Annotated in this window: 9 protein-coding genes; 8 read left to right on the forward strand and 1 reads right to left on the reverse strand. The window is 67.4% G+C overall.

Annotated elements, in window-relative coordinates:
• The first annotated feature begins 56 nt into the window (after window positions 1-56).
• From ACJH6J_RS14165 to ACJH6J_RS14195, 7 genes are all read left to right on the forward strand, one after another.
• Window positions 57-1058: an esterase family protein gene (locus ACJH6J_RS14165; protein WP_133426184.1), complete on the forward strand. Its 1002-nt coding sequence runs from the start codon at window positions 57-59 to the stop codon at window positions 1056-1058.
• Between the two features lie 243 nt (window positions 1059-1301).
• A complete protein-coding gene (locus ACJH6J_RS14170) occupies window positions 1302-2171 on the forward strand; it encodes an alpha/beta hydrolase-fold protein (protein WP_406774526.1) in 870 nt (289 codons plus the stop codon).
• A 114-nt stretch (window positions 2172-2285) separates the two neighbouring features.
• The gene (locus tag ACJH6J_RS14175) at window positions 2286-3299 is read left to right on the forward strand and encodes a cutinase family protein (RefSeq protein ID WP_212807532.1); all 1014 of its coding nucleotides are present in this window, start codon (window positions 2286-2288) and stop codon (window positions 3297-3299) included.
• 219 nt (window positions 3300-3518) lie between these two features.
• Window positions 3519-5402, forward strand: coding sequence for a long-chain-fatty-acid--AMP ligase FadD32 (fadD32, locus tag ACJH6J_RS14180; protein WP_406804096.1), 1884 nt, complete (start codon window positions 3519-3521; stop codon window positions 5400-5402).
• A gap of 45 nt (window positions 5403-5447) precedes the next feature.
• Window positions 5448-10886, forward strand: coding sequence for a polyketide synthase Pks13 (gene pks13, locus ACJH6J_RS14185; protein WP_406774513.1), 5439 nt, complete (start codon window positions 5448-5450; stop codon window positions 10884-10886).
• Window positions 10887-10896: 10 nt separating this feature from the next.
• On the forward strand, window positions 10897-12471 hold the full coding sequence (locus ACJH6J_RS14190; RefSeq protein WP_212807528.1) for an acyl-CoA carboxylase subunit beta: 1575 nt from the start codon (window positions 10897-10899) through the stop codon (window positions 12469-12471).
• Between the two features lie 157 nt (window positions 12472-12628).
• Window positions 12629-13555: an alpha/beta fold hydrolase gene (locus tag ACJH6J_RS14195; protein ID WP_318983983.1), complete on the forward strand. Its 927-nt coding sequence runs from the start codon at window positions 12629-12631 to the stop codon at window positions 13553-13555.
• A 117-nt stretch (window positions 13556-13672) separates the two neighbouring features.
• Here the strand turns inward: ACJH6J_RS14195 and ACJH6J_RS14200 are convergent, their stop codons facing one another.
• Window positions 13673-14911, reverse strand: a complete 1239-nt coding sequence (locus ACJH6J_RS14200) for a DUF222 domain-containing protein (RefSeq protein WP_318983982.1) — start codon at window positions 14909-14911, stop codon at window positions 13673-13675.
• 557 nt (window positions 14912-15468) lie between these two features.
• Here ACJH6J_RS14200 and ACJH6J_RS14205 point away from each other — a divergent pair.
• Window positions 15469-19134: a nitrate reductase subunit alpha gene (locus ACJH6J_RS14205; RefSeq protein ID WP_406804113.1), complete on the forward strand. Its 3666-nt coding sequence runs from the start codon at window positions 15469-15471 to the stop codon at window positions 19132-19134.
• Window positions 19135-19137 lie beyond the last annotated feature (3 nt).

Raw genomic sequence — 19137 nt, forward strand, 5'->3', positions numbered from 1 at the left:
CAGAGGCGGTGATGAGGGTTGTCCGTACGCCGTCATAGGAAAGATTAGGGAGCGGTATGAGTTTCGTTGGGAAGATGCGGTCGATGGCCAAGGCCATGCCGCGCCGGATGGCGGTTGCGGCCGTTGCCGCGGCAGCGCTGCCCGGTCTTGTCGGGGTCGTCGGTGAAACGGCGACTGCAGGGGCTTTCTCGCGTCCCGGTCTGCCGGTTGAGTACCTGCAGGTTCCGTCCGCGGCCATGGGTCGCGACATCAAGATCCAGTTCCAGAGTGGTGGCGCGGGCTCGCCGGCCGTGTACATGCTGGACGGTCTGCGTGCGCAGGACGACTACAACGGCTGGGACATCAACACCGCCGCCTTCGAGTGGTACAACGGCTCGGGCATCTCGATGGTCATGCCCGTCGGTGGCCAGTCCAGCTTCTACAGCGACTGGTACAAGCCGGCGTGCGGCAAGTCGGGCTGCCAGACCTACAAGTGGGAGACCTTCCTGACCCAGGAGCTGCCCGCTTACCTGCAGGCCAACAAGTCGGTCAAGCCGACCGGTGGCGCTGCTGTCGGTCTGTCGATGGCCGGCTCGGCCGCGATGACCCTCGCCATCTACCACCCGCAGCAGTTCATCTACGCGGGCTCGATGTCGGGCTTCCTGAACCTGTCCGAGGGCTGGTGGCCGTTCCTGGTCAACATCTCGATGGGTGACGCCGGCGGCTACAAGGCCGACGACATGTGGGGCTCCACTGGCGACCCGAACAACGCCTGGAAGCGCAACGACCCGTTCGTGAACATCGGCACCCTGGTGGCGAACAACACCCGTCTGTGGGTCTACTGCGGCGACGGCAACCCGAGCGACCTGGGCGGCGACAACGTGCCGGCCAAGTTCCTGGAGGGCCTGACCATCCGCACCAACCGCACCTTCCAGCAGACCTACCTGGCTGCCGGTGGCACCAACGGTGTGTTCAACTTCCCCAACAGCGGCACCCACGACTGGGGCTACTGGGGCCAGCAGCTGCAGGCCATGAAGCCTGACCTGCAGCGTGTGCTGGGTGCTTCGGGACAGGCGTAACACGCTCATCCTGAGGTAAATCCTCTGGCAACAACTCGCACTGGCGGCGGCGACCTTGACGGGTCGTCGCCGCCAGTCGTTTACGGCGGCGTAGCCGAACATCACCCCATCCGCTGGCAACGTTCCCTCCCTTTGTCCGGGACAGCCGTCGAGGTGATGTGGTTCACTACAACGCGGGTTCAGGACGCTCGACGATCACGACAGGTGAGGTTGGTTATGGGGCTGCAGGCAATGTTCCGGACGATGGCCGCGACGGCGGCGGCGGTAGTGCTCGCCGGCGGCCTCCTGACGGGCACCGGAACGGCCCGCGCCGCGGGTGTCGAGACGTTGATGGTGCCCTCGGCCGCGATGGGCCGCGACATCCCGGTGACGTTCCAGGCCGGTGGCCCGCACGCGGTCTATCTGCTCGATGCCTTCAACGCCGGCCCGGATGTGAGCAACTGGGTCACCGCGGGCAACGCCATGGGCACCCTCGCCGGTAAGGGCATCTCGGTGGTCGCCCCGGCCGGCGGCGCGTTCAGCTTCTACACCAACTGGGAGCAGGACGGCAGCAAGCAGTGGGAGACGTTCCTGAGCCAGGAGCTGCCGGACTATCTGGCCGCCACCAAGGGCCTGGCCCCCAACGGCCACGGCGTCGTCGGCGCGGCCCAGGGCGGCACCGCGGCCCTGACGCTGGCCGAGTTCCACCCGGACCGGTTCCGCTTCGCGGGCTCGCTGTCGGGCTTCCTGACCCCGTCGGCGACGACGTTCAACGGCGCCATCACCGCCGGCATGCGTGAGTTCGGCGGCGTGGACACCTACGGCATGTGGGGCGCCCCGCAGCTGGGCCGCTGGAAGTGGCACGACCCGGATGTGCACGTGAGCCTGCTGAACCAGAACAACACCCGGATCTGGGTGTTCAGCCCGTCGACGGTCACCTGCAGTGACCCGGCCGCGATGATCGGTTACTGCGACCAGGCGCAGGGCAGCAACCGCGCCTTCTACGCGCATTACCGCAGCGTGGGCGGCCACAACGGGCACTTCGACTTCCCCGACGGCCCGCAGCACGACTGGGGCAGCTGGAGTGGTCAGCTCGGTGCCATGTCGGGCGAACTGGTGAGCGTCATCCGCTAGCCCAACCGGAGTGATCTTGCCGACGGAACGCGCCGGCGTGACCAGTCCGTGACGCCTGCTGACTAGATTCGGATGGCAACCGCTTGATTCAGCCCGCAGGAGACCTCACACCACATGGCCACCAACAATCGCCGCCGCCGCCATCGCATCCTCGCCATTGCCGCGGCGGGTGCGGTGGCACTGCTGGTCATCGTGGTCGCGTTCGCGATCGTGGTGTGGCTGCGTCAGCCCGGTGAGATCCCGGGGCCGACGCCGCCCTCGGCGCAGCCGCCGACGTCCGGTCCCAGCGCGAAGCCGTCCAAGCCGCGGCCGGCGTACCAGTCGGCCGACTGCCCCGATGTGCAGCTGATCTCGATCCCGGGCACCTGGGAGTCCTCACGGGCGCTCGACCCGCTGAACCCGACGCCGTCGTTCCCGATCGCGCTGCTGCTGAACGTCAGCAACCCGCTCGGCCAGCAGTTCGGTGCCGACCGGTTGGCGCAGTACACGGTGCCCTACACCGCGCAGTTCCATAACCCGCTGGCCGCGGACAATCAGATGTCGTACAACGACAGCCGCGAAGAGGGCAAGAAGAAGGCCGTCGAAGCCATCACGGACATCAACAACCGCTGCCCGCTGACGAGCTTCGTCATCATCGGCTTCTCACAGGGCGCGGTGATCGCCGGCGACATCGCCAGTGACATCGGCAACGGCCGCGGTCCCATCGACCAGGACCTCGTGCTCGGCGTGACGTTGATCGCCGACGGCCGGCGCCAGCCCAATGTCGGCAAGGACATCGGTCCGAACCCGCCGGGACAGGGCGCCGAGATCACGCTGCACGAACTGCCGCTCGGCATGCTCGGGCTGAACATGACGGGACCGCGCGTCGGCGGCTTCGGTGCGCTCAACGACCGGGTCAACGAGATCTGCGGAAAGGGCGACCTGATCTGCGCCGCGCCGACCGAGGCGTTCAACGTCGTCAACCTGCCCAGCACGCTCGCCACGCTGTCGGGCAGCGCCGCGGGACCGGTGCACGCGCTGTACAACACGCCGCAGTTCTGGACGCTCGACGGCCAGACCTCCACACAGTGGACGCTGAACTGGGCCAAGGACCTCGTCGACAACGCGCCGCACCCCAAACACGGCTGACATCACTTGTTGGCTACTGGCGAGTACAAAACCGGTGGGGCGATTTGGCCTGCGAATTCGCGTCACCTAACATTAAGAGATAGCTAAGAGCACGGTCTTATCATTGACTGGGCATCTTGGGGTGGCATATCGCTACTGCCCGGTACCATTTGCCGGGATTTGGCGTGACTGGCCGCATACGACGTAACCAGCGCGGCAGGCTGTGAACAGGAGATTTTGATGGCGTTCCACAACCCGTTCGTCAAGAACGGGAAGATCGCCTTCCCGGACGGCGCCGGCATCGTGAAGCACGTCGAGCGCTGGGCGAAGGTCCGTGGGGACCGGCTCGCGTTCCGGTTCCTGGACTTCTCCACGGAGCGTGACGGCGAGGCCAAAGACCTGACCTGGTCGCAGTTCAGCGCGCGCAACAAAGCCGTGGCCGCGCGGCTGCAACAGGTGACCCAGGTGGGCGACCGCGTCGCAATCCTGTGCCCGCAGAACCTCGAATACCTCGTGGCGTTCTACGGCGTCCTGTACTCCGGCCGCATCGCCGTGCCGCTGTTCGATCCGTCGGAGCCCGGCCACGTCGGCCGCCTGCACGCCGTGCTCGACGACTGCAAGCCGTCGGCCATCCTGACCACGACCGCCGCCGCCGAAGGCGTCCGCAAGTTCTTCCGCAGCCGCCCGGCCAATGAACGTCCGCGTGTCATCGCCGTCGACGCCGTGCCGGACGAGGTCGCCGTCACCTGGATCCCATTCGACGACGTCGACGAGCACACCATCGCCTACCTGCAGTACACGTCGGGTTCGACCCGCATCCCGACGGGCGTGCAGATCACCCACCTGAACCTGGCCACCAACGTGGTGCAGGTCGTCGAGGCCCTCGAGGGCGAAGAGGGCGACCGCGGCCTGTCCTGGCTGCCGTTCTTCCACGACATGGGCCTGATCACCGCGCTGCTCGCGCCGATGATCGGCCACAGCTTCACGTTCATGACCCCGGCGGCCTTCGTGCGTCGGCCGGAGCGCTGGATCCGTGAGCTCGCCCGCAAGGAAGGCGACACCGGCGGCACCATCTCCGTGGCCCCGAACTTCGCGTTCGACCACGCCGCCGCCCGTGGCGTGCCCAAGGAGAAGATCGACCTCTCCAACGTCAAGGCCGTGCTGAACGGCAGCGAGCCGATTTCGGCGGCGACGGTGCGGCGGTTCAACGAGGCCTTCGGTCCGTTCGGCTTCCCCGCCAAGGCCATCAAGCCGTCCTACGGCCTGGCCGAGGCGACGCTGTTCGTGTCGACCACGCCGTCGGCCGACGAGCCGACCATCGTGTCGGTGGATCGCGACGCCCTCAACACCGGCACCTTCGTGGTGGTTCCGGACGACTCGCCGAAGGCTGTCGCCCAGGCCGGCGCCGGCAAGGTCGGTGTCGACGAATGGGCCGTCATCGTGGACGCCGAGACCGCCACCGAGCTGCCCGACGGCCAGATCGGCGAGATCTGGATCAGCGGCGCCAACATGGGCACCGGCTACTGGGGCAAGCCCGAGGAGACCGTCGAGACGTTCCAGAACACCCTCAAGTCGCGCACCAGCCCGTCGCACGCCGAGGGCGCGGCCGACGACGCCACCTGGGTGCGCACCGGCGACTACGGCGCCTACCACGACGGCGAGCTGTACATCACCGGCCGCGTCAAGGACCTGGTGATCATCGACGGCCGTAACCACTACCCGCAGGACCTCGAGTACTCGGCGCAGGAGGCCAGCAAGGCGTTGCGCGTCGGTTACGTCGCGGCGTTCTCGGTGCCGGCCAACCAGCTGCCCGACGAGGTCTTCGCCGACGCCCACTCGGGCCTCAAGCGCGATCCCGACGACAGCTCCGAGCAGCTGGTCATCGTCGCCGAGCGGGCCCCGGGCGCGCACAAGCTCGAACCGCAGCCGATCGTCGACGACATCCGGGCCGCCATCGCGGTCCGTCACGGCGTCACCGTGCGCGACGTGCTGCTGACCGCGGCCGGCGCCATCCCGCGCACCTCCAGCGGCAAGATCGGCCGCCGGGCCACCCGTGCGGCGTACCTGGACGGCACGCTGCGCAGCGGCAAGGTGGCCAACGCCTTCCCCGACGATCTGAACTGACCCACACCCGGCAACCCTGTCCGGCGGCGAAAGTGAACAGTGAAAATGACTGACACCGAAGACAATTCGAACGAAATCGACACTTCGCCGCAGGAGGGGCAGGTTCCCGCTCGGGCTAACGGCATGTCCGTGCCGGAGATGCGGGAGTGGCTGCGCAACTGGGTGGCCAATGCCACCGGTCAGCCGGCGGACTCCATCAACGAGTCGGTGCCGATGGTCGAGCTCGGCCTGGCGTCGCGCGACGCGGTCGCCATGGCGTCCGATATCGAGGACCTCACCGGTGTCACGCTGACCGCCACGGTGGCGTTCCGGCACCCGACCATCGAGTCGCTGGCGCAGGTCATCGTCGAGGGCGAGCCCGAGGAAGACACGGACGCCGCGAACGCCGAGGACTGGTCCCGCGACGCCGACGACGACGCGATGAACATCGCGATTGTCGGCCTGGCCACCCGCTTCCCGGGTGACATGAACACGCCCGACGAGATGTGGCGGGCGCTGGTCGAAGGCCGCGACGCCATCACCGACCTGCCCGAGGGCCGCTGGGAAGAGTTCCTGTCCGAGCCCCGGATCGCCGAGCGCGTGGCCAAGGCCCGCACCCGCGGCGGCTACCTGTCGGACATCAAGGGCTTCGACGCCGAGTTCTTCGCGCTGGCCAAGATGGAAGCCGACAACATCGATCCGCAGCAGCGGATGGCGCTCGAATTGACCTGGGAGGCACTGGAGTTCGCCCGTATCCCGGCGTCGTCGCTGCGCGGCGAGTCGGTAGGCGTGTTCGTCGGTAGCTCGACCAACGACTACAGCTTCCTGTCGGTGTCCGACCCGTCGATCACGCACCCGTACGCCATCACCGGCACCGCGAGCTCCATCATCGCCAACCGGGTGTCGTACTTCTTCGACTTCCGCGGGCCGTCGATGGCCATCGACACCGCGTGTTCGTCGTCGCTGGTCGCGATCCACGAGGGCGTCAAGGCGCTGCGCTCGGGTGAGGCCAGCGTCGTCGTCGCCGGTGGTGTCAACGCCCTGGTGACCCCGATGGTGACGGTCGGCTTCGACGAGGTCGGCGGCGTCCTGGCGCCGGACGGCCGCATCAAGTCGTTCAGCTCCGATGCCGACGGCTACGCCCGTTCCGAGGGTGGCGGCATGGTCGTGCTCAAGCGCGTCGCCGACGCCCGTCGCGACGGTGACGAGATCCTCGCGGTGATCACCGGTTCGGCCATCAACCACGACGGCCGCTCCAACGGCATGCTGGCCCCGAACCCCGACGCGCAGGAAGCGGTGCTGCGCAAGGCCTACAAGGACGCCGGCGTCGACCCGAAGACCGTCGATTACATCGAGGCGCACGGTACCGGCACCATCCTGGGTGACCCGATCGAGGCCGACGCGCTCGGCCGCGTCGTGGGCCGTGGCCGCGCCGCCGACAAGCCGGCGCTGCTGGGCGCCGTGAAATCCAATGTGGGACACCTGGAGTCGGCCGCCGGTGCGGCCAGCGTCGCGAAGATGACGCTGGCGCTGTACCACGACAAGCTGCCGCCGTCGATCAACTACGCGGGCCCCAACCCGTACATCGACTTCGACAAGGAACACCTCAAGGTCAACGCCGAGCTGTCGGACTGGCCGCGTTACAGCGGTCACGCCATCGCCGGTGTCTCCGGTTTCGGTTTCGGTGGCGCCAACGCGCACATCGTCATGCGTCAGGTGCTGCCCAGTGACCTCGTCGAGCCGGAGCCGAAAGAGGTTGTGGCCGAGGAGAAGCCGGCCTCGGATGCGGGCGCCGTCTACGTGGGTGGCGTCAAGATGGACGAGTACGGCGAGTTCATCGACGACGACAACGACACGCGTGGTGACGCCGAGTTCTACGGCTACGGGACCGACGACGAGCCCGAGCTCCCCGGCCTGACCGAGCGGGCGCTGGAGCTGATCGAGGCCGGCCGCGCCGAGCTGGAGGCTGCCGAGCCGGTCAAGCGCATTGTCCCGCTTGCGGTTTCGGGCTTCCTCACCTCGCGCAAGAAGTCGGCTGCCGCTGAGCTGGCGGACTGGATCGACAGCGAGGTGGGCCGGTCCTACTCGCTGGAGTCCATCGGTCGCTCGCTGTCGCGCCGCAACCACGGCCGTTCGCGCGCAGTGATTCTCGCGCACGACCACGACGAAGCCGTCAAGGGTCTGCGGGCGCTGGCCGAGGGCAAGCAGAGCCCGCTGGTGCTGGCCGCCGATGGCCCGGTCACCAACGGCCCGGTGTGGGTGCTCGCCGGTTTCGGTGCGCAGCACCGCAAGATGGGCAAGAGCCTGTACCTGAACGATCCCATCTTCGCGGAGTGGATCAACAAGGTCGACGCGCTCATCCAGGACGAGCGTGGCTACTCGGTCGTCGAGCTGATCCTCGACGACGCCATCGACTACACCAACGAGACCTGCGAATACCCGATCGAGGTCGTCCAGACCGTGATCTTCGCGCTGCAGATCGCGCTCGGCGAGCTGCTGAAGGCGCACGGCGCGAAACCCGGTGCGGTAGTTGGCCAGTCGCTCGGTGAAGCGGCCGCGGCCTACTTCTCCGGTGGCCTGTCGCTGGCCGACGCCACCCGCACGATCTGCTCGCGTGCCCACCTCATGGGTGAGGGCGAGGCCATGCTGTTCGGCGAGTACATCCGCCTGATGGCGCTGGTCGAGTACTCGGCCGAGGAGATCAAGACGGTCTTCGCCGACTTCCCGGGCCTCGAGGTGTGCGTCTACGCCGCCCCGACCCAGACCGTCATCGGAGGTCCGCCGGAGCAGGTCGACGCGATCATCGCCCGCGCCGAATCCGAGGGCAAGTTCGCCCGCAAGATGCAGACCAAGGGCGCCAGCCACACACAGCAGATGGACCCGCTGCTCGGTGAGCTGTCCGCGGAAATCCAGGGCATCGAGCCGCGCCCGCTGCAGACGGCCTACTACTCGACGGTGCACGAGGGTCAGCTGATCCGGGCCGGTGCGGAGCCGATCCACGATGTCGAGTACTGGAAGAAGGGGCTGCGCCACAGCGTCTACTTCACCCACGGCATCCGCAACGCCGTCGACAACGGGCACACCACCTTCCTCGAGCTTGCGCCGAACCCGGTGGCACTCATGCAGGTTGGGCTCACCACGATGTCGGCCGGCCTGCATGACGGTCAGCTGATCCCGACCCTCGCCCGTAAGCAGGACGAGGTCGACTCGATGACCAACGCCATGGCCCAGCTGTTCGTGCACGGCCACGACCTGGACTTCCGGACGCTGTTCTCGCCGGCCGAGAACCCGGCCGTCGACTACGCGCCCATCCCGCCGACGCGCTTCAAGCGCAAGCCGCACTGGCTGGACGCGCACTTCACCGCCGACAGCTCGGCCATCGAGCCGGGCAGCCACGTCGCGACCCCGGACGGCCGGCACGTGTGGGAGTACGCCCCGCGCGGCGAGGTCGACGCCGCGGCGCTGGCCAAGCTGGTGAAAGCCGCTGCGGCGCAGGTGCTTCCGGATGCGGCGCTGACCGCTTACGAGCAGCGTGCCATCCCGGGTGAGGGCGCGCGCTTGGTCACCACGCTGACCCGGCACCCCGGTGGCGGCACGGTGCAGGTGCACGCCCGCATGGGCGAGTCCTTCACCCTGGTGTACGACGCCGTCGTCACCCGCGGTGGTGATGGTGCGGCGCTGCCGGTCGCCATGGGTGGTGCGGCCCTGCCGGCCGCCGTCGGCGCATCAGTGGCCGAAACCGCCGCCGCCGCACCGGAACCCGAAGACGACGCCGCCATCCTGCAGGACAACCTGACCGCGGGCGCCGGCCTGGCCGCCGGTTTCAAGAAGTGGTCGCCGGATTCCGGCGAGACCGTCGCGGACCGGTTGGGTGCCATCGTCGGCGGCGCCATGGGCTACGAGCCTGAGGACCTGCCGTGGGAGGTGCCGCTGATCGAGCTGGGTCTGGACTCGCTGATGGCGGTCCGGATCAAGAACCGCGTCGAGTACGACTTCGACCTGCCTCCGATCCAGCTGACCGCGGTGCGTGACGCCAACCTGTACGCGGTGGAGAAGCTGATCCACTACGCCATCGAGCACCGCGACGAGGTCGGCCAGCTTGCCGAGGCACAGAAGGGGCAGACGGCCGAGGAGATCGCCGCCGCGCAGGCCGAATTGATGGGTGGCGCGACGACGGTCGCCGAGCTGGAGGCCAAGCTGGCCGAGGCCGGGCACCCGCTGGCCGACAAGGACGACGACAAGCCGGCGGCGGCCGAGATCGCCACGGACTCCGCTGTCGCGCTGGAGGTTCCGCCGCCCCCGACGAACCCCGCCGGCCCGGCGGCCGTCCCGCCGCCGCCGACGAACCCGTCGGGACCGGCCGGACCGAGCCAGGCGACCGCTGCGGCGGCTGCCGCCAAGGTCCTCACGCAGGAGGCGGTCACCGAGGCGCTCGGCGCCGACGTGCCGCCGCGCGATGCGGCTGAGCGCGTCACCTTCGCGACGTGGGCGATCGTCACCGGCAAGTCACCGGGTGGCATCTTCAACGAGCTGCCGGCCGTCGACGACGCGACCGCGACCAAACTGTCCGAGCGGCTTTCCGAGCGCGCCGAGGGCATCGTGACGGTCGAGCAGGTGCGGACGGCCAAGACGATCGAAGAGCTGTCCACGATCGTGCGTGATCAGCTGGAAGACGGCGTGGTGGACGGCTTCGTCCGCACCCTGCGGGCACCGAAAGAAGGTGGGTCGCAGGTACCCCTGTTCGTCTTCCACCCGGCCGGTGGCTCGACGGTGGTCTACGAGCCGCTGTTGAAGCGCCTGCCCGAGGACATCCCGGTCTACGGCATCGAACGCGTCGAAGGCTCCATCGAGGAGCGCGCCGCCGAGTACGTGCCGAAGCTGCTGGAGATGCACAAGGGCCCGTTCGTGCTGGCCGGTTGGTCGCTGGGTGGGGCGCTGGCATACGCGTGCGCCATCGGGCTCAAGCAGGCCGGTGCCGATGTGCAGTACGTCGGGTTGATCGACTGCGTGCGACCCGGCACGCCGATCGACAAGAGCCAGGCCGGTATGCGAGCCCGCTGGGATCGCTATGCCCGCTTCGCCGAGCGCACCTTCAACGTCGAGATTCCGGAGATTCCGTACGAGGAGCTGGAGAAGCTCGACGACGAGGGCCAGGTGAAGTTCGTGCTGGACATCGTCGCGCAGAGCGGCGTGCAGATCCCGGGCGGCATCATCGAGCACCAGCGCACGTCGTATCTCGACAACCGCGCGCTGGACACCATCGACATCCAGCCGTATGACGGCCACGTCGTGCTCTACATGGCGGACCGTTACCACGACGACGCGATCGTGTTCGAACCTGCGTACGCGACCCGTCAGCCCGACGGCGGATGGGGCGAGTTCGCGCCCGATCTCGAGGTCGTGAATATCGGCGGCGAGCACATCCAGGCCATCGACGAGCCGTACATTGCCAAGGTCGGGGCGCACATGAGCCAGGCCATCAACCAGATCCAGGCCGGGAAGTAGTAGGAGAACCGTGACTGAAGTTACCGAACAGCGCAGCCCTGCCACGACGGCAGAGAAGCTCGCAGAGCTTCGCCGAAAGCTGGAGCTGGCAGCCGATCCCGGTGACGAGAAGGCCAAGGCGCGGCGCGACAAGAAGGGCATTCCGTCGGCCCGCGCCCGCATCCACGCGCTCGTCGACCCGGGCAGCTTCTTCGAGATCGGCGCGCTCGCCAAGACGCCCGGCGACCCGAACGCGCTGTACGGCGACGGTGTGGTGACCGGCCACGCCACCATCGACGGCCGTCCGGTCGCGGTGTTCAGCCATGACCAGACGGTGTTCCAGGGCTCGGTCGGCGAGATGTTCGGCCGCAAGGTCGCCAAGCTGATGGAGTGGGTGGCCATGGTCGGCTGCCCGATCATCGGCATCAACGACTCCGCGGGTGCCCGCATCCAGGACGCCGTCACCTCGCTGGCCTGGTACGCCGAGCTCGGCCGCCGCCACGAGATGCTGCGCGGCACGGTGCCGGAGATCTCGATCATCCTCGGCAAGTGCGCCGGTGGTGCGGTGTACTCGCCGATCCAGACCGACCTGTTGGTGGCCGTGCGCGATCAGGGCTACATGTTCATCACCGGCCCGGACGTCATCAAGGACGTCACCGGCGAGGACGTGACCTTCGACGAGCTCGGTGGCGCGGATGTCCAGGCGCAGCGCGGCAACATCCACAAGGTCGTCGAGGACGAGGCCGCCGCCTTCCAGTACGTCCGCGACTACCTGAGCTTCCTGCCTGCCAACACCTGGGACGACCCGCCGATCGTCAACCCGGGCCTGGAGCCGGAGCTGACGCCCAGCGACTTCGAGCTGGACAAGATCGTGCCGGACGCCGACAACGCCGGCTACGACATGATGGACATCCTGCTCCGCATGTTCGACGACGGCGACATCTTCGAGATCGCCGAACAGCGCGCTCCGGAGATGATCACCGCGTTCGCGCGGGTCGACGGCCGGCCGGTCGGCGTCATCGCCAACCAGCCGCTGTTCATGGCGGGCGCCATCGGTAACGAGGCCTCCGACAAGGCGGCCGGGTTCATCCGGTTCTGCGACTCCTTCAACCTGCCTTTGGTTTTCGTCGTCGACACCCCCGGCGCCCTGCCGGGTGTCGCCGAGGAGACCGGCGGCATCATCAAGCGCGGTGGCCGCTTCTTCAACGCCATCGTCGAGGCCGACGTGCCGAAGGTGACGTTCGTGATCCGTAAGGCCTACGGCGGTGGTTACGCCGTCATGGGCTCGAAGCAGCTGTCGGCCGACCTCAACTTCGCCTGGCCGACCGCACGCATCGCGGTGATCGGTGCCCAGGGTGCGGCGCAGCTGCTGGTGAAGCGCTTCCCCGATCCGAATGCGCCCGAGGTGCAGAAGATCAAGGCGGACTTCATCGAGGGCTACAACGCCAACATGGCGATTCCGTGGACCGCGGCAGAACGTGGCTACATCGATGCCGTGATCCAGCCGCACGAGTCCCGGCTGCTGCTGCGCAAGTCGCTGAAGTTGTTGCGCGACAAGCAGAAGCACGACCGCATCGCCCGCAAGCACGGCCTGACGCCACTCTGATCTCGCGCGAGCTGACTCAAATGTCCCCCGACACACAGTGTTTGGGGGACATTTGCGTCTGGTGGCCGATGTTTGCGATGGGGCCGTCGTGGGTAGTGCCAGACCGTCAGCGACGGTCGTCGCAGGATGACACTCTTCGTACCAAGGTGGTTGACGCATGGCATTGACGGAATCGCGTGCCGGTCAGGCTCGAAACGGCGAAGCGGTGACCGACACCGATGCCGGTGTGCTCCCCCCGGTCCCGGCCCGAACGCGCCGGGCCTTCTGGTGGCTGGAGCGGTTCGCGCCCGCGATCGGAGCTCGCTGGGCCACCGAATTGTGGTGCACGGTTCCGGACGTCGACCTGAGCACCAAGATGCCGCCCGGTCTGCCGGACAGCACGCCGTTTGAAGCGGCGTGGGACGGCCACCGCATTGCCGGGCAGTCGTGGGGTTCGGGCCCGTTGGTCTACCTGGTACACGGCTGGGGCGGGTGCCGGGCGCACATGGCGGTTTTCGTCAAACCCCTTGTCGCGGCGGGGTATCGGGTCATCGCGTTCGACCTCCCCAGCCACCACGATTCGGAGCCGGGGGCACTGGCGCCGGGCCGCACCACCATCGTCGAGTGCGCGGAAGCAGTGCGGGCCGTCATCGCTCAGCACGGGCCGGCGCACGCCGTAGTCGGTCATTCGCTGGGTGCAAAGGCGGCGGCGCTGGCCGCGGCGCGCGGTGCGCAGACGGGGCGCTTGGTGTTCCTCGCCCCGATGGGCGACTTCACCTGGTACCTGGACGCTTTCGCCGAACGCCACAACTTCGGGCCGCGGATCCGGGACCGCCTGCACCGGCGCCTGGACCGACGGCTCGGCATGCCGCTGCTGGGCACCGACATCACCGCGTCGGCCAAATACGCCGGCGACCGGCCGCTACTGCTCATCCACGATCCGGATGATCCGGACAGCCCCTACTCGTCCAGTGTCGAGATCGCAGAGGTGTGGCCTGGCGCGCGGCTCGAGACCACGAAGGGCCTGGGCCGGCTGGCCCACTACCGGATTCTGCGGCATCGCCCGGCGATCACCGCCGGCGTCGACTTCATCGGGACACCCTAGGCGCTGCCGAAATTGGCGAGCCGTGATGTTCGCGCGGCGGATGCGAATTCGACCCGCCGCGCGAACATGAGGGCCAGGTTCTCTATTGAGTTGTCAAGGTGCGCAATGCTTTGCGTGTTAGGCGGCTGTGTCGAGGTGCATGGTGCGGCGGTTGTATGCGGGGATGGGTTTTCGGTGTGGGTCGACGGCCGCGGGTGGGATGAGCCAGGGGTGTTTGTCCAGGCCCATGACGACGTCCCAGCCGTCGTGGTGGACGTTGGCGTGGCAGGCTGGGCACAGCAGGCAGCCGTTGGCTAGTGAGGTCTCACCGTGGTGGGTCCAGTGGATGATGTGGTGGGCGTGGGTGCGTCCGGGTGGGGCGCCGCATTTGATGCAGCATTCATCGCGGTGATAGAGCGCTTTGCGTAGGTGCGCCGGGAACAGGCGTTTCTCGCGCCCCATATCGAGGGGTACGTGTTCGCCGTCGACGATCATGGTGGTGACGGTGGTGTCGCAGCAGATTCGTTCCAGGGTCATGGTGCTGATCGATCCGATGAATTCCAGTGTGGCCAGGTCGGGGGCGTCGGCGGGCACGGTGATCAGCAGTTGGGTGCGCGGCGCGGACGCGGTGTCGCCGCCGCGGGCGGCGATGTCCAGCACCGCTTCCAGCGCGTCGGCCCGCCGCCTGCCCGCCGTGCGGGTGTCGGGGGTGCCGTCGGGTTCTGGCCGCGGTGCCGAGTGTTCCTCGATCGCTGCGACCAGCTTGGCGCCCACCTCCACGTCCAAGTCCGCGCGCACCTGCACCCGACCATCGGAGGTGACGCGGTGCTCGACGGTGTTGACCGACCGATCCTCGGCGGCCGGCAGGCCCCCTTCGGCGGCGGCGACCCGGTTGCCCAGCCGGCGGGCGCGTTTGTCGATGTCTGCGGGGGTGGCGCCGGAGAAGAACTGCCCCAACAGATCGGTCACCTGCGCGAACCGGGTCTCCTCGTCCACCTCACCGGGTGCGCGGGCTTGGATGTGGTTGATGCCTTTGACGATCGCATCCACATGCTCACCGGAGATCGCCCCATCGCGAGCGTGCGCAGCGAGGGTCGGCAACATTGGCAACGCGCCGCCGACACGCACCAGTCGCTGTGCCACCGACGGGGCACACCCCAACGCCATCAACACCTCCCGCGACGTCCGTCCCTGCGCGGCCGCGACCCCGCGGCGATCCAGCACCCCGGTCACCATCGCTGCCAGATGATCGATCACATTGCGCAGCTTCACCACGTACGGCAGCGCCTCCAGAATGTCGCCCGCGGGCATGTCGTCGGGGACCTGCACGCCGCGGAGGGTGTCGAGGCTGGTGGTGAGTTCCGGTGCGATTCCCATAACACACTATATCGAACATATGTTCGACTCGCAACGGTGGGTTTTCGCATTTTTGTGGTGAGGTCTCAGGACACCGGCGAGCGCGGCCGACGGTTGCCGGGCGTAGGCCGGGTGCGGGTCGGTGTATTCGGCGAGGACCTCACCGAGTAGGCCGGTGATGATGGTTGACTCGCCCGGCGGTGATGGCCAGAGCCCGTCCGAAGGCGTGGTGTACGTCGATTTTGTAGGCGGCGGAATCGCGCGTGAGGGTTGTCTGTGGAAGGGGATCTACCGTTCCGGGCACCGCCTCCGGTTTGTTACCGCGCTGATAAGAAATCCGGGGCGCACGGCCGCGGCAATGTGACGGGTGACGCACACCGGCTGCTGCGCGTCAGTCCTGACGGGCGAATCTTCGCAGGTAGAAACCACGATGCCGAAATCGCGTCTGTTTCAGGACATGACAGCCCTGTTAACGCGGTCGCACAGGCTCAGAGGGGTTCTGTGCGTTCTTTTGACAGTCGTTCGGCCGGTTCTAGCCTCATGTTTCGACGGCTCGAAAGGAGGGCTTTGTGGCCGAGTTGGCAGGAAGCCCGGCGACGTCCGGCGATGCGTTGTTGCGACTGTCCAAGTACTTTCACCGCGGCGAGATCTCCGGGGACCAGCGCACGATCCACAAGGTCGGCGGGCGCTCGGCGGACGACTTCTATCGCGACCGCTGGGCCCACGACAAGGTGGTGCGCTCCACGCATGGCGTCAACTGCACCGGTTCGTGCTCGTGGAAGATCTACGTCAAGGACGGCGTGATCACCTGGGAGTCGCAACAAACCGACTACCCGTCGATCGGCGCCGACAAGCCCGAATACGAGCCGCGCGGCTGCCCTCGTGGCGCGTCCTTCTCCTGGTACACGTATTCGCCTGCGCGCGTGCGTTATCCGTACGTCCGGGGTCTCCTGCTCGACTACTACCGCGAAGCCAAGGAACGGTTGCAGGACCCGGTGCTGGCCTGGGCCGACGTCGTCGAGGACCCGGTGAAGGCCAAGGCCTACAAGTCGGCGCGCGGCCGCGGCGGCTTCGTCCGCGCCGAGTGGTGGGAGGCCGCCGAGATCGCCGCGGCCGCCCACGTCTACACCGTCAAGACCTACGGCCCGGACCGTGTCGCGGGCTTCTCACCGATCCCCGCCATGTCGATGGTGAGTCATGCCGTTGGGGCACGGTTCATTTCGCTCATGGGCGGGTCGATGCTGTCGTTCTACGACTGGTACGCCGACCTGCCGGTGGCATCGCCGCAGGTGTTCGGTGACCAGACCGACGTCCCCGAATCCGCCGACTGGTTCGACGCCGGCTATCTGATCATGTGGGGCTCGAACGTCCCCGTCACGCGCACGCCCGACGCGCACTACATGACCGAGGCGCGCTACCGCGGCCAGAAAGTCGTTGTGGTGTCGCCGGATTACGCCGACAACACCAAGTTCGCCGACGAATGGCTGCCGGCCCACCCGGGTACCGACGCCGCGCTCGCGATGTCGATGGGCCACGTCATCCTCAAGGAGTTCTTCGTCGAGAAGAACACCCCGTACTTCACCGACTACGTCAAGAAGTACACCGACCTGCCGTTCCTGGTCGCTCTGACCGAGCGCGACGGCCGGTTGGTGCCCGGAAAGTTCCTCACCGCAGCGGATCTCGGCGGCGAACACGCGGACACGGAAGCCGCGGTCTCCAAGCCGGTACTGCTCGACGCCGACGGCGCCCCGGTGGTGCCGAACGGGTCCCTGGGCCATCGCTTCACCGCCTCCGGTGAAGGAAAATGGAACCTGGACCTGCAGGGGGTCGACCCCCTCCTCACGCTGCACGGTGGCGCCAATGATGTCGCTACCGTTGCACTCCCTCGGTTCGATACCGACCAGCCCGGCGTCCTGGAGCGCGGCGTCCCGACCAGAATCGTTGCGGGACAGCGTGTCACCACGGTCTTCGACCTCATGCTTGCCCAGTACGGCGTGGCCCGTGACGGTCTGCCGGGCACTTGGCCCACCGGCTACGACGACGCCACCGAGCCGTACACCCCGGCGTGGCAGCAGGCCATCACCGGCGTGCCGGCGCAGGCCGCGGAGCGTATCGCGCGCGAATTCGCCGACAACGCAGAGCGTTCCAAAGGCCGCTCGATGATCCTCATGGGTGCCGGCACGAATCACTGGTTCCATTCGGATCAGATCTACCGCTCGTTCCTGTCTCTTGTGATGCTCACCGGCTGTCAGGGCGTCAACGGCGGCGGCTGGGCACACTACGTCGGCCAGGAGAAGTGTCGTCCGGTAACAGGCTGGGGGACACTGGCATTCGGGCTGGACTGGCAGCGGGCACCGCGCCAGATGCAGGGCACCGTTTTCTGGTACCTGGCCACCGACCAGTGGCGCTACGACAGCTTCACCACCGAGCCGATGACCTCACCGCTCGCCACCGGCATGCTGGCGGGCCGCACCGCGGCGGACAACATCGCTCTCGCGAGCCGGCTGGGGTGGATGCCGAGTTACCCGACGTTCAACCGTAATCCGCTGGATCTGGCCGACGAAGCCGAGCGTCAGGGCAAGGACGCTGCACAGCATGTACTGGACGGCCTGAAGTCCGGGCACCTGCAGTTCGCCTGCGAGGACCCGGATGCTCCGGAGAATTTCCCGCGCTGCCTGACGGTGTGGCGGTCGAACCTGCTGGGCTCGTCGGCGAAAGGCAACGAGTACTTCCTCAAGCACCTGCTGGGCGCCGACAACAACGTGGCGGCCAGCGATGAGGACGGCGTACATCCGCAGGATGTGCGCTGGCGCGACGAGGCACCGGCAGGGAAGCTGGATCTGCTGCTGTCCTTGGACTTCCGCAACACCAGCACGACGCTGTACTCGGACATCGTGCTCCCGGCCGCGACGTGGTACGAGAAGCACGACCTCTCGAGTACCGACATGCATCCTTTCGTCCACGCCTTCTCGCCGGCCATCTCGCCGCCGTGGGAAACCAAGACCGACTTCGACGCCTTTCACCGGATCGCCCGCGGCTTCTCCTGGCTCGCCGAGAAGCACCTGGGTAAGCGCAAGGACATCGTCGCGATGCCGCTGGCCCACGACAGCTCCGACGCCACCGCCCAGCCCGGCGGAAAGGTTCTGGACTGGAAAGCCGGCGAATGCGAACCGATTCCGGGAAAGACCATGCCGCGCCTGGTGACGGTGGAACGCGACTACCCGGCGCTGGCCGACAAGATGGCCGCGCTCGGCCCCCTCGTCGAAACGCTGGGTCTGACGGTCAAGGGCGTCACCACCCACCCCGATGCCGAAGTCGAGTACCTGGCCGGCGTCAACGGAGTGTCCGATCGTGGCGTCGCGGCGGGACGGCCGTCGCTGGCCAAGGACACGCACGCGGCCGAAGCCATCCTCGCGCTGTCCGGCACCACCAACGGCCGCCTGGCGGTGGAGGGCTTTGAGGCCCTGCAGCGTCGGACGGGAACCGAACTCGTCGACCTGGCCGCCGAGAACGAAGGCAAGCGAATCACCTTCGCGGACACCCAGTCCCGGCCCATGCCGGTCAACACCTCGCCGGAGTGGTCGGGGTCCGAAACCGGTGGCCGGCGCTATTCACCTTTCACCATCAACACCGAGCGGCTCAAGCCGTGGCACACCCTCACCGGGCGCCAGCACTTCTATCTCGACCACGACTGGATGGACGAGATGGGGGAGCAGTTGCCGACGTTCCGCCCGCCGTTGGACATGACCGCATTGTTCGACGAGCCGGCCGTCGGTGACACCAGTGGTGGCATCACCGTCCGCTACCTGACACCGCACTCCAAGTGGTCCATCCACTCGGCGTACCAGGACAACCTGTACATGCTCACGCTTTCCCGTGGTGGACAGGCGATCTGGATGTCGGATGTCGACGCCGCCAAGATCGGGGTGAAGGACAACGACTGGATCGAGTGCACCAACCGCAACGGTGTGGTGAACGCGCGCGCGATCGTCAGCCACCGGATGCCCGAGGGCCTGGTCTTCATGTACCACGCCCAGGACAAGGCGGTCGACGTGCCGCGTACCGAGAAGACCGGCAAGCGCGGCGGTATTCACAACGCCCTGACCCGCATCATGATCAAGCCCACGCACTTGATCGGCGGCTATGCCCAGCAGTCCTTCGCACTGAACTACCACGGCCCCACGGGTAATCAGCGCGACGAGGTGACGACGATCCGTCGCCGTTCGCAAGAAGTGGAGTACTGACCT

It is taken from the genome of Mycobacterium sp. SMC-18 (assembly GCF_045310895.1).
Lineage (GTDB): Bacteria > Actinomycetota > Actinomycetes > Mycobacteriales > Mycobacteriaceae > Mycobacterium.

Coding starts and splice junctions, on each gene's coding strand:
- ACJH6J_RS14165 (WP_133426184.1), top strand. CDS start 57: ATGAGTTTCGTTGGGAAGATGCGGTCGATGGCCAAGGCCATGCCGCGC.
- ACJH6J_RS14170 (WP_406774526.1), top strand. CDS start 1,302: ATGGCCGCGACGGCGGCGGCGGTAGTGCTCGCCGGCGGCCTCCTGACG.
- ACJH6J_RS14175 (WP_212807532.1), top strand. CDS start 2,286: ATGGCCACCAACAATCGCCGCCGCCGCCATCGCATCCTCGCCATTGCC.
- fadD32 (WP_406804096.1), top strand. CDS start 3,519: ATGGCGTTCCACAACCCGTTCGTCAAGAACGGGAAGATCGCCTTCCCG.
- pks13 (WP_406774513.1), top strand. CDS start 5,448: ATGACTGACACCGAAGACAATTCGAACGAAATCGACACTTCGCCGCAG.
- ACJH6J_RS14195 (WP_318983983.1), top strand. CDS start 12,629: ATGGCATTGACGGAATCGCGTGCCGGTCAGGCTCGAAACGGCGAAGCG.
- ACJH6J_RS14200 (WP_318983982.1), bottom strand. CDS start 14,911: ATGGGAATCGCACCGGAACTCACCACCAGCCTCGACACCCTCCGCGGC.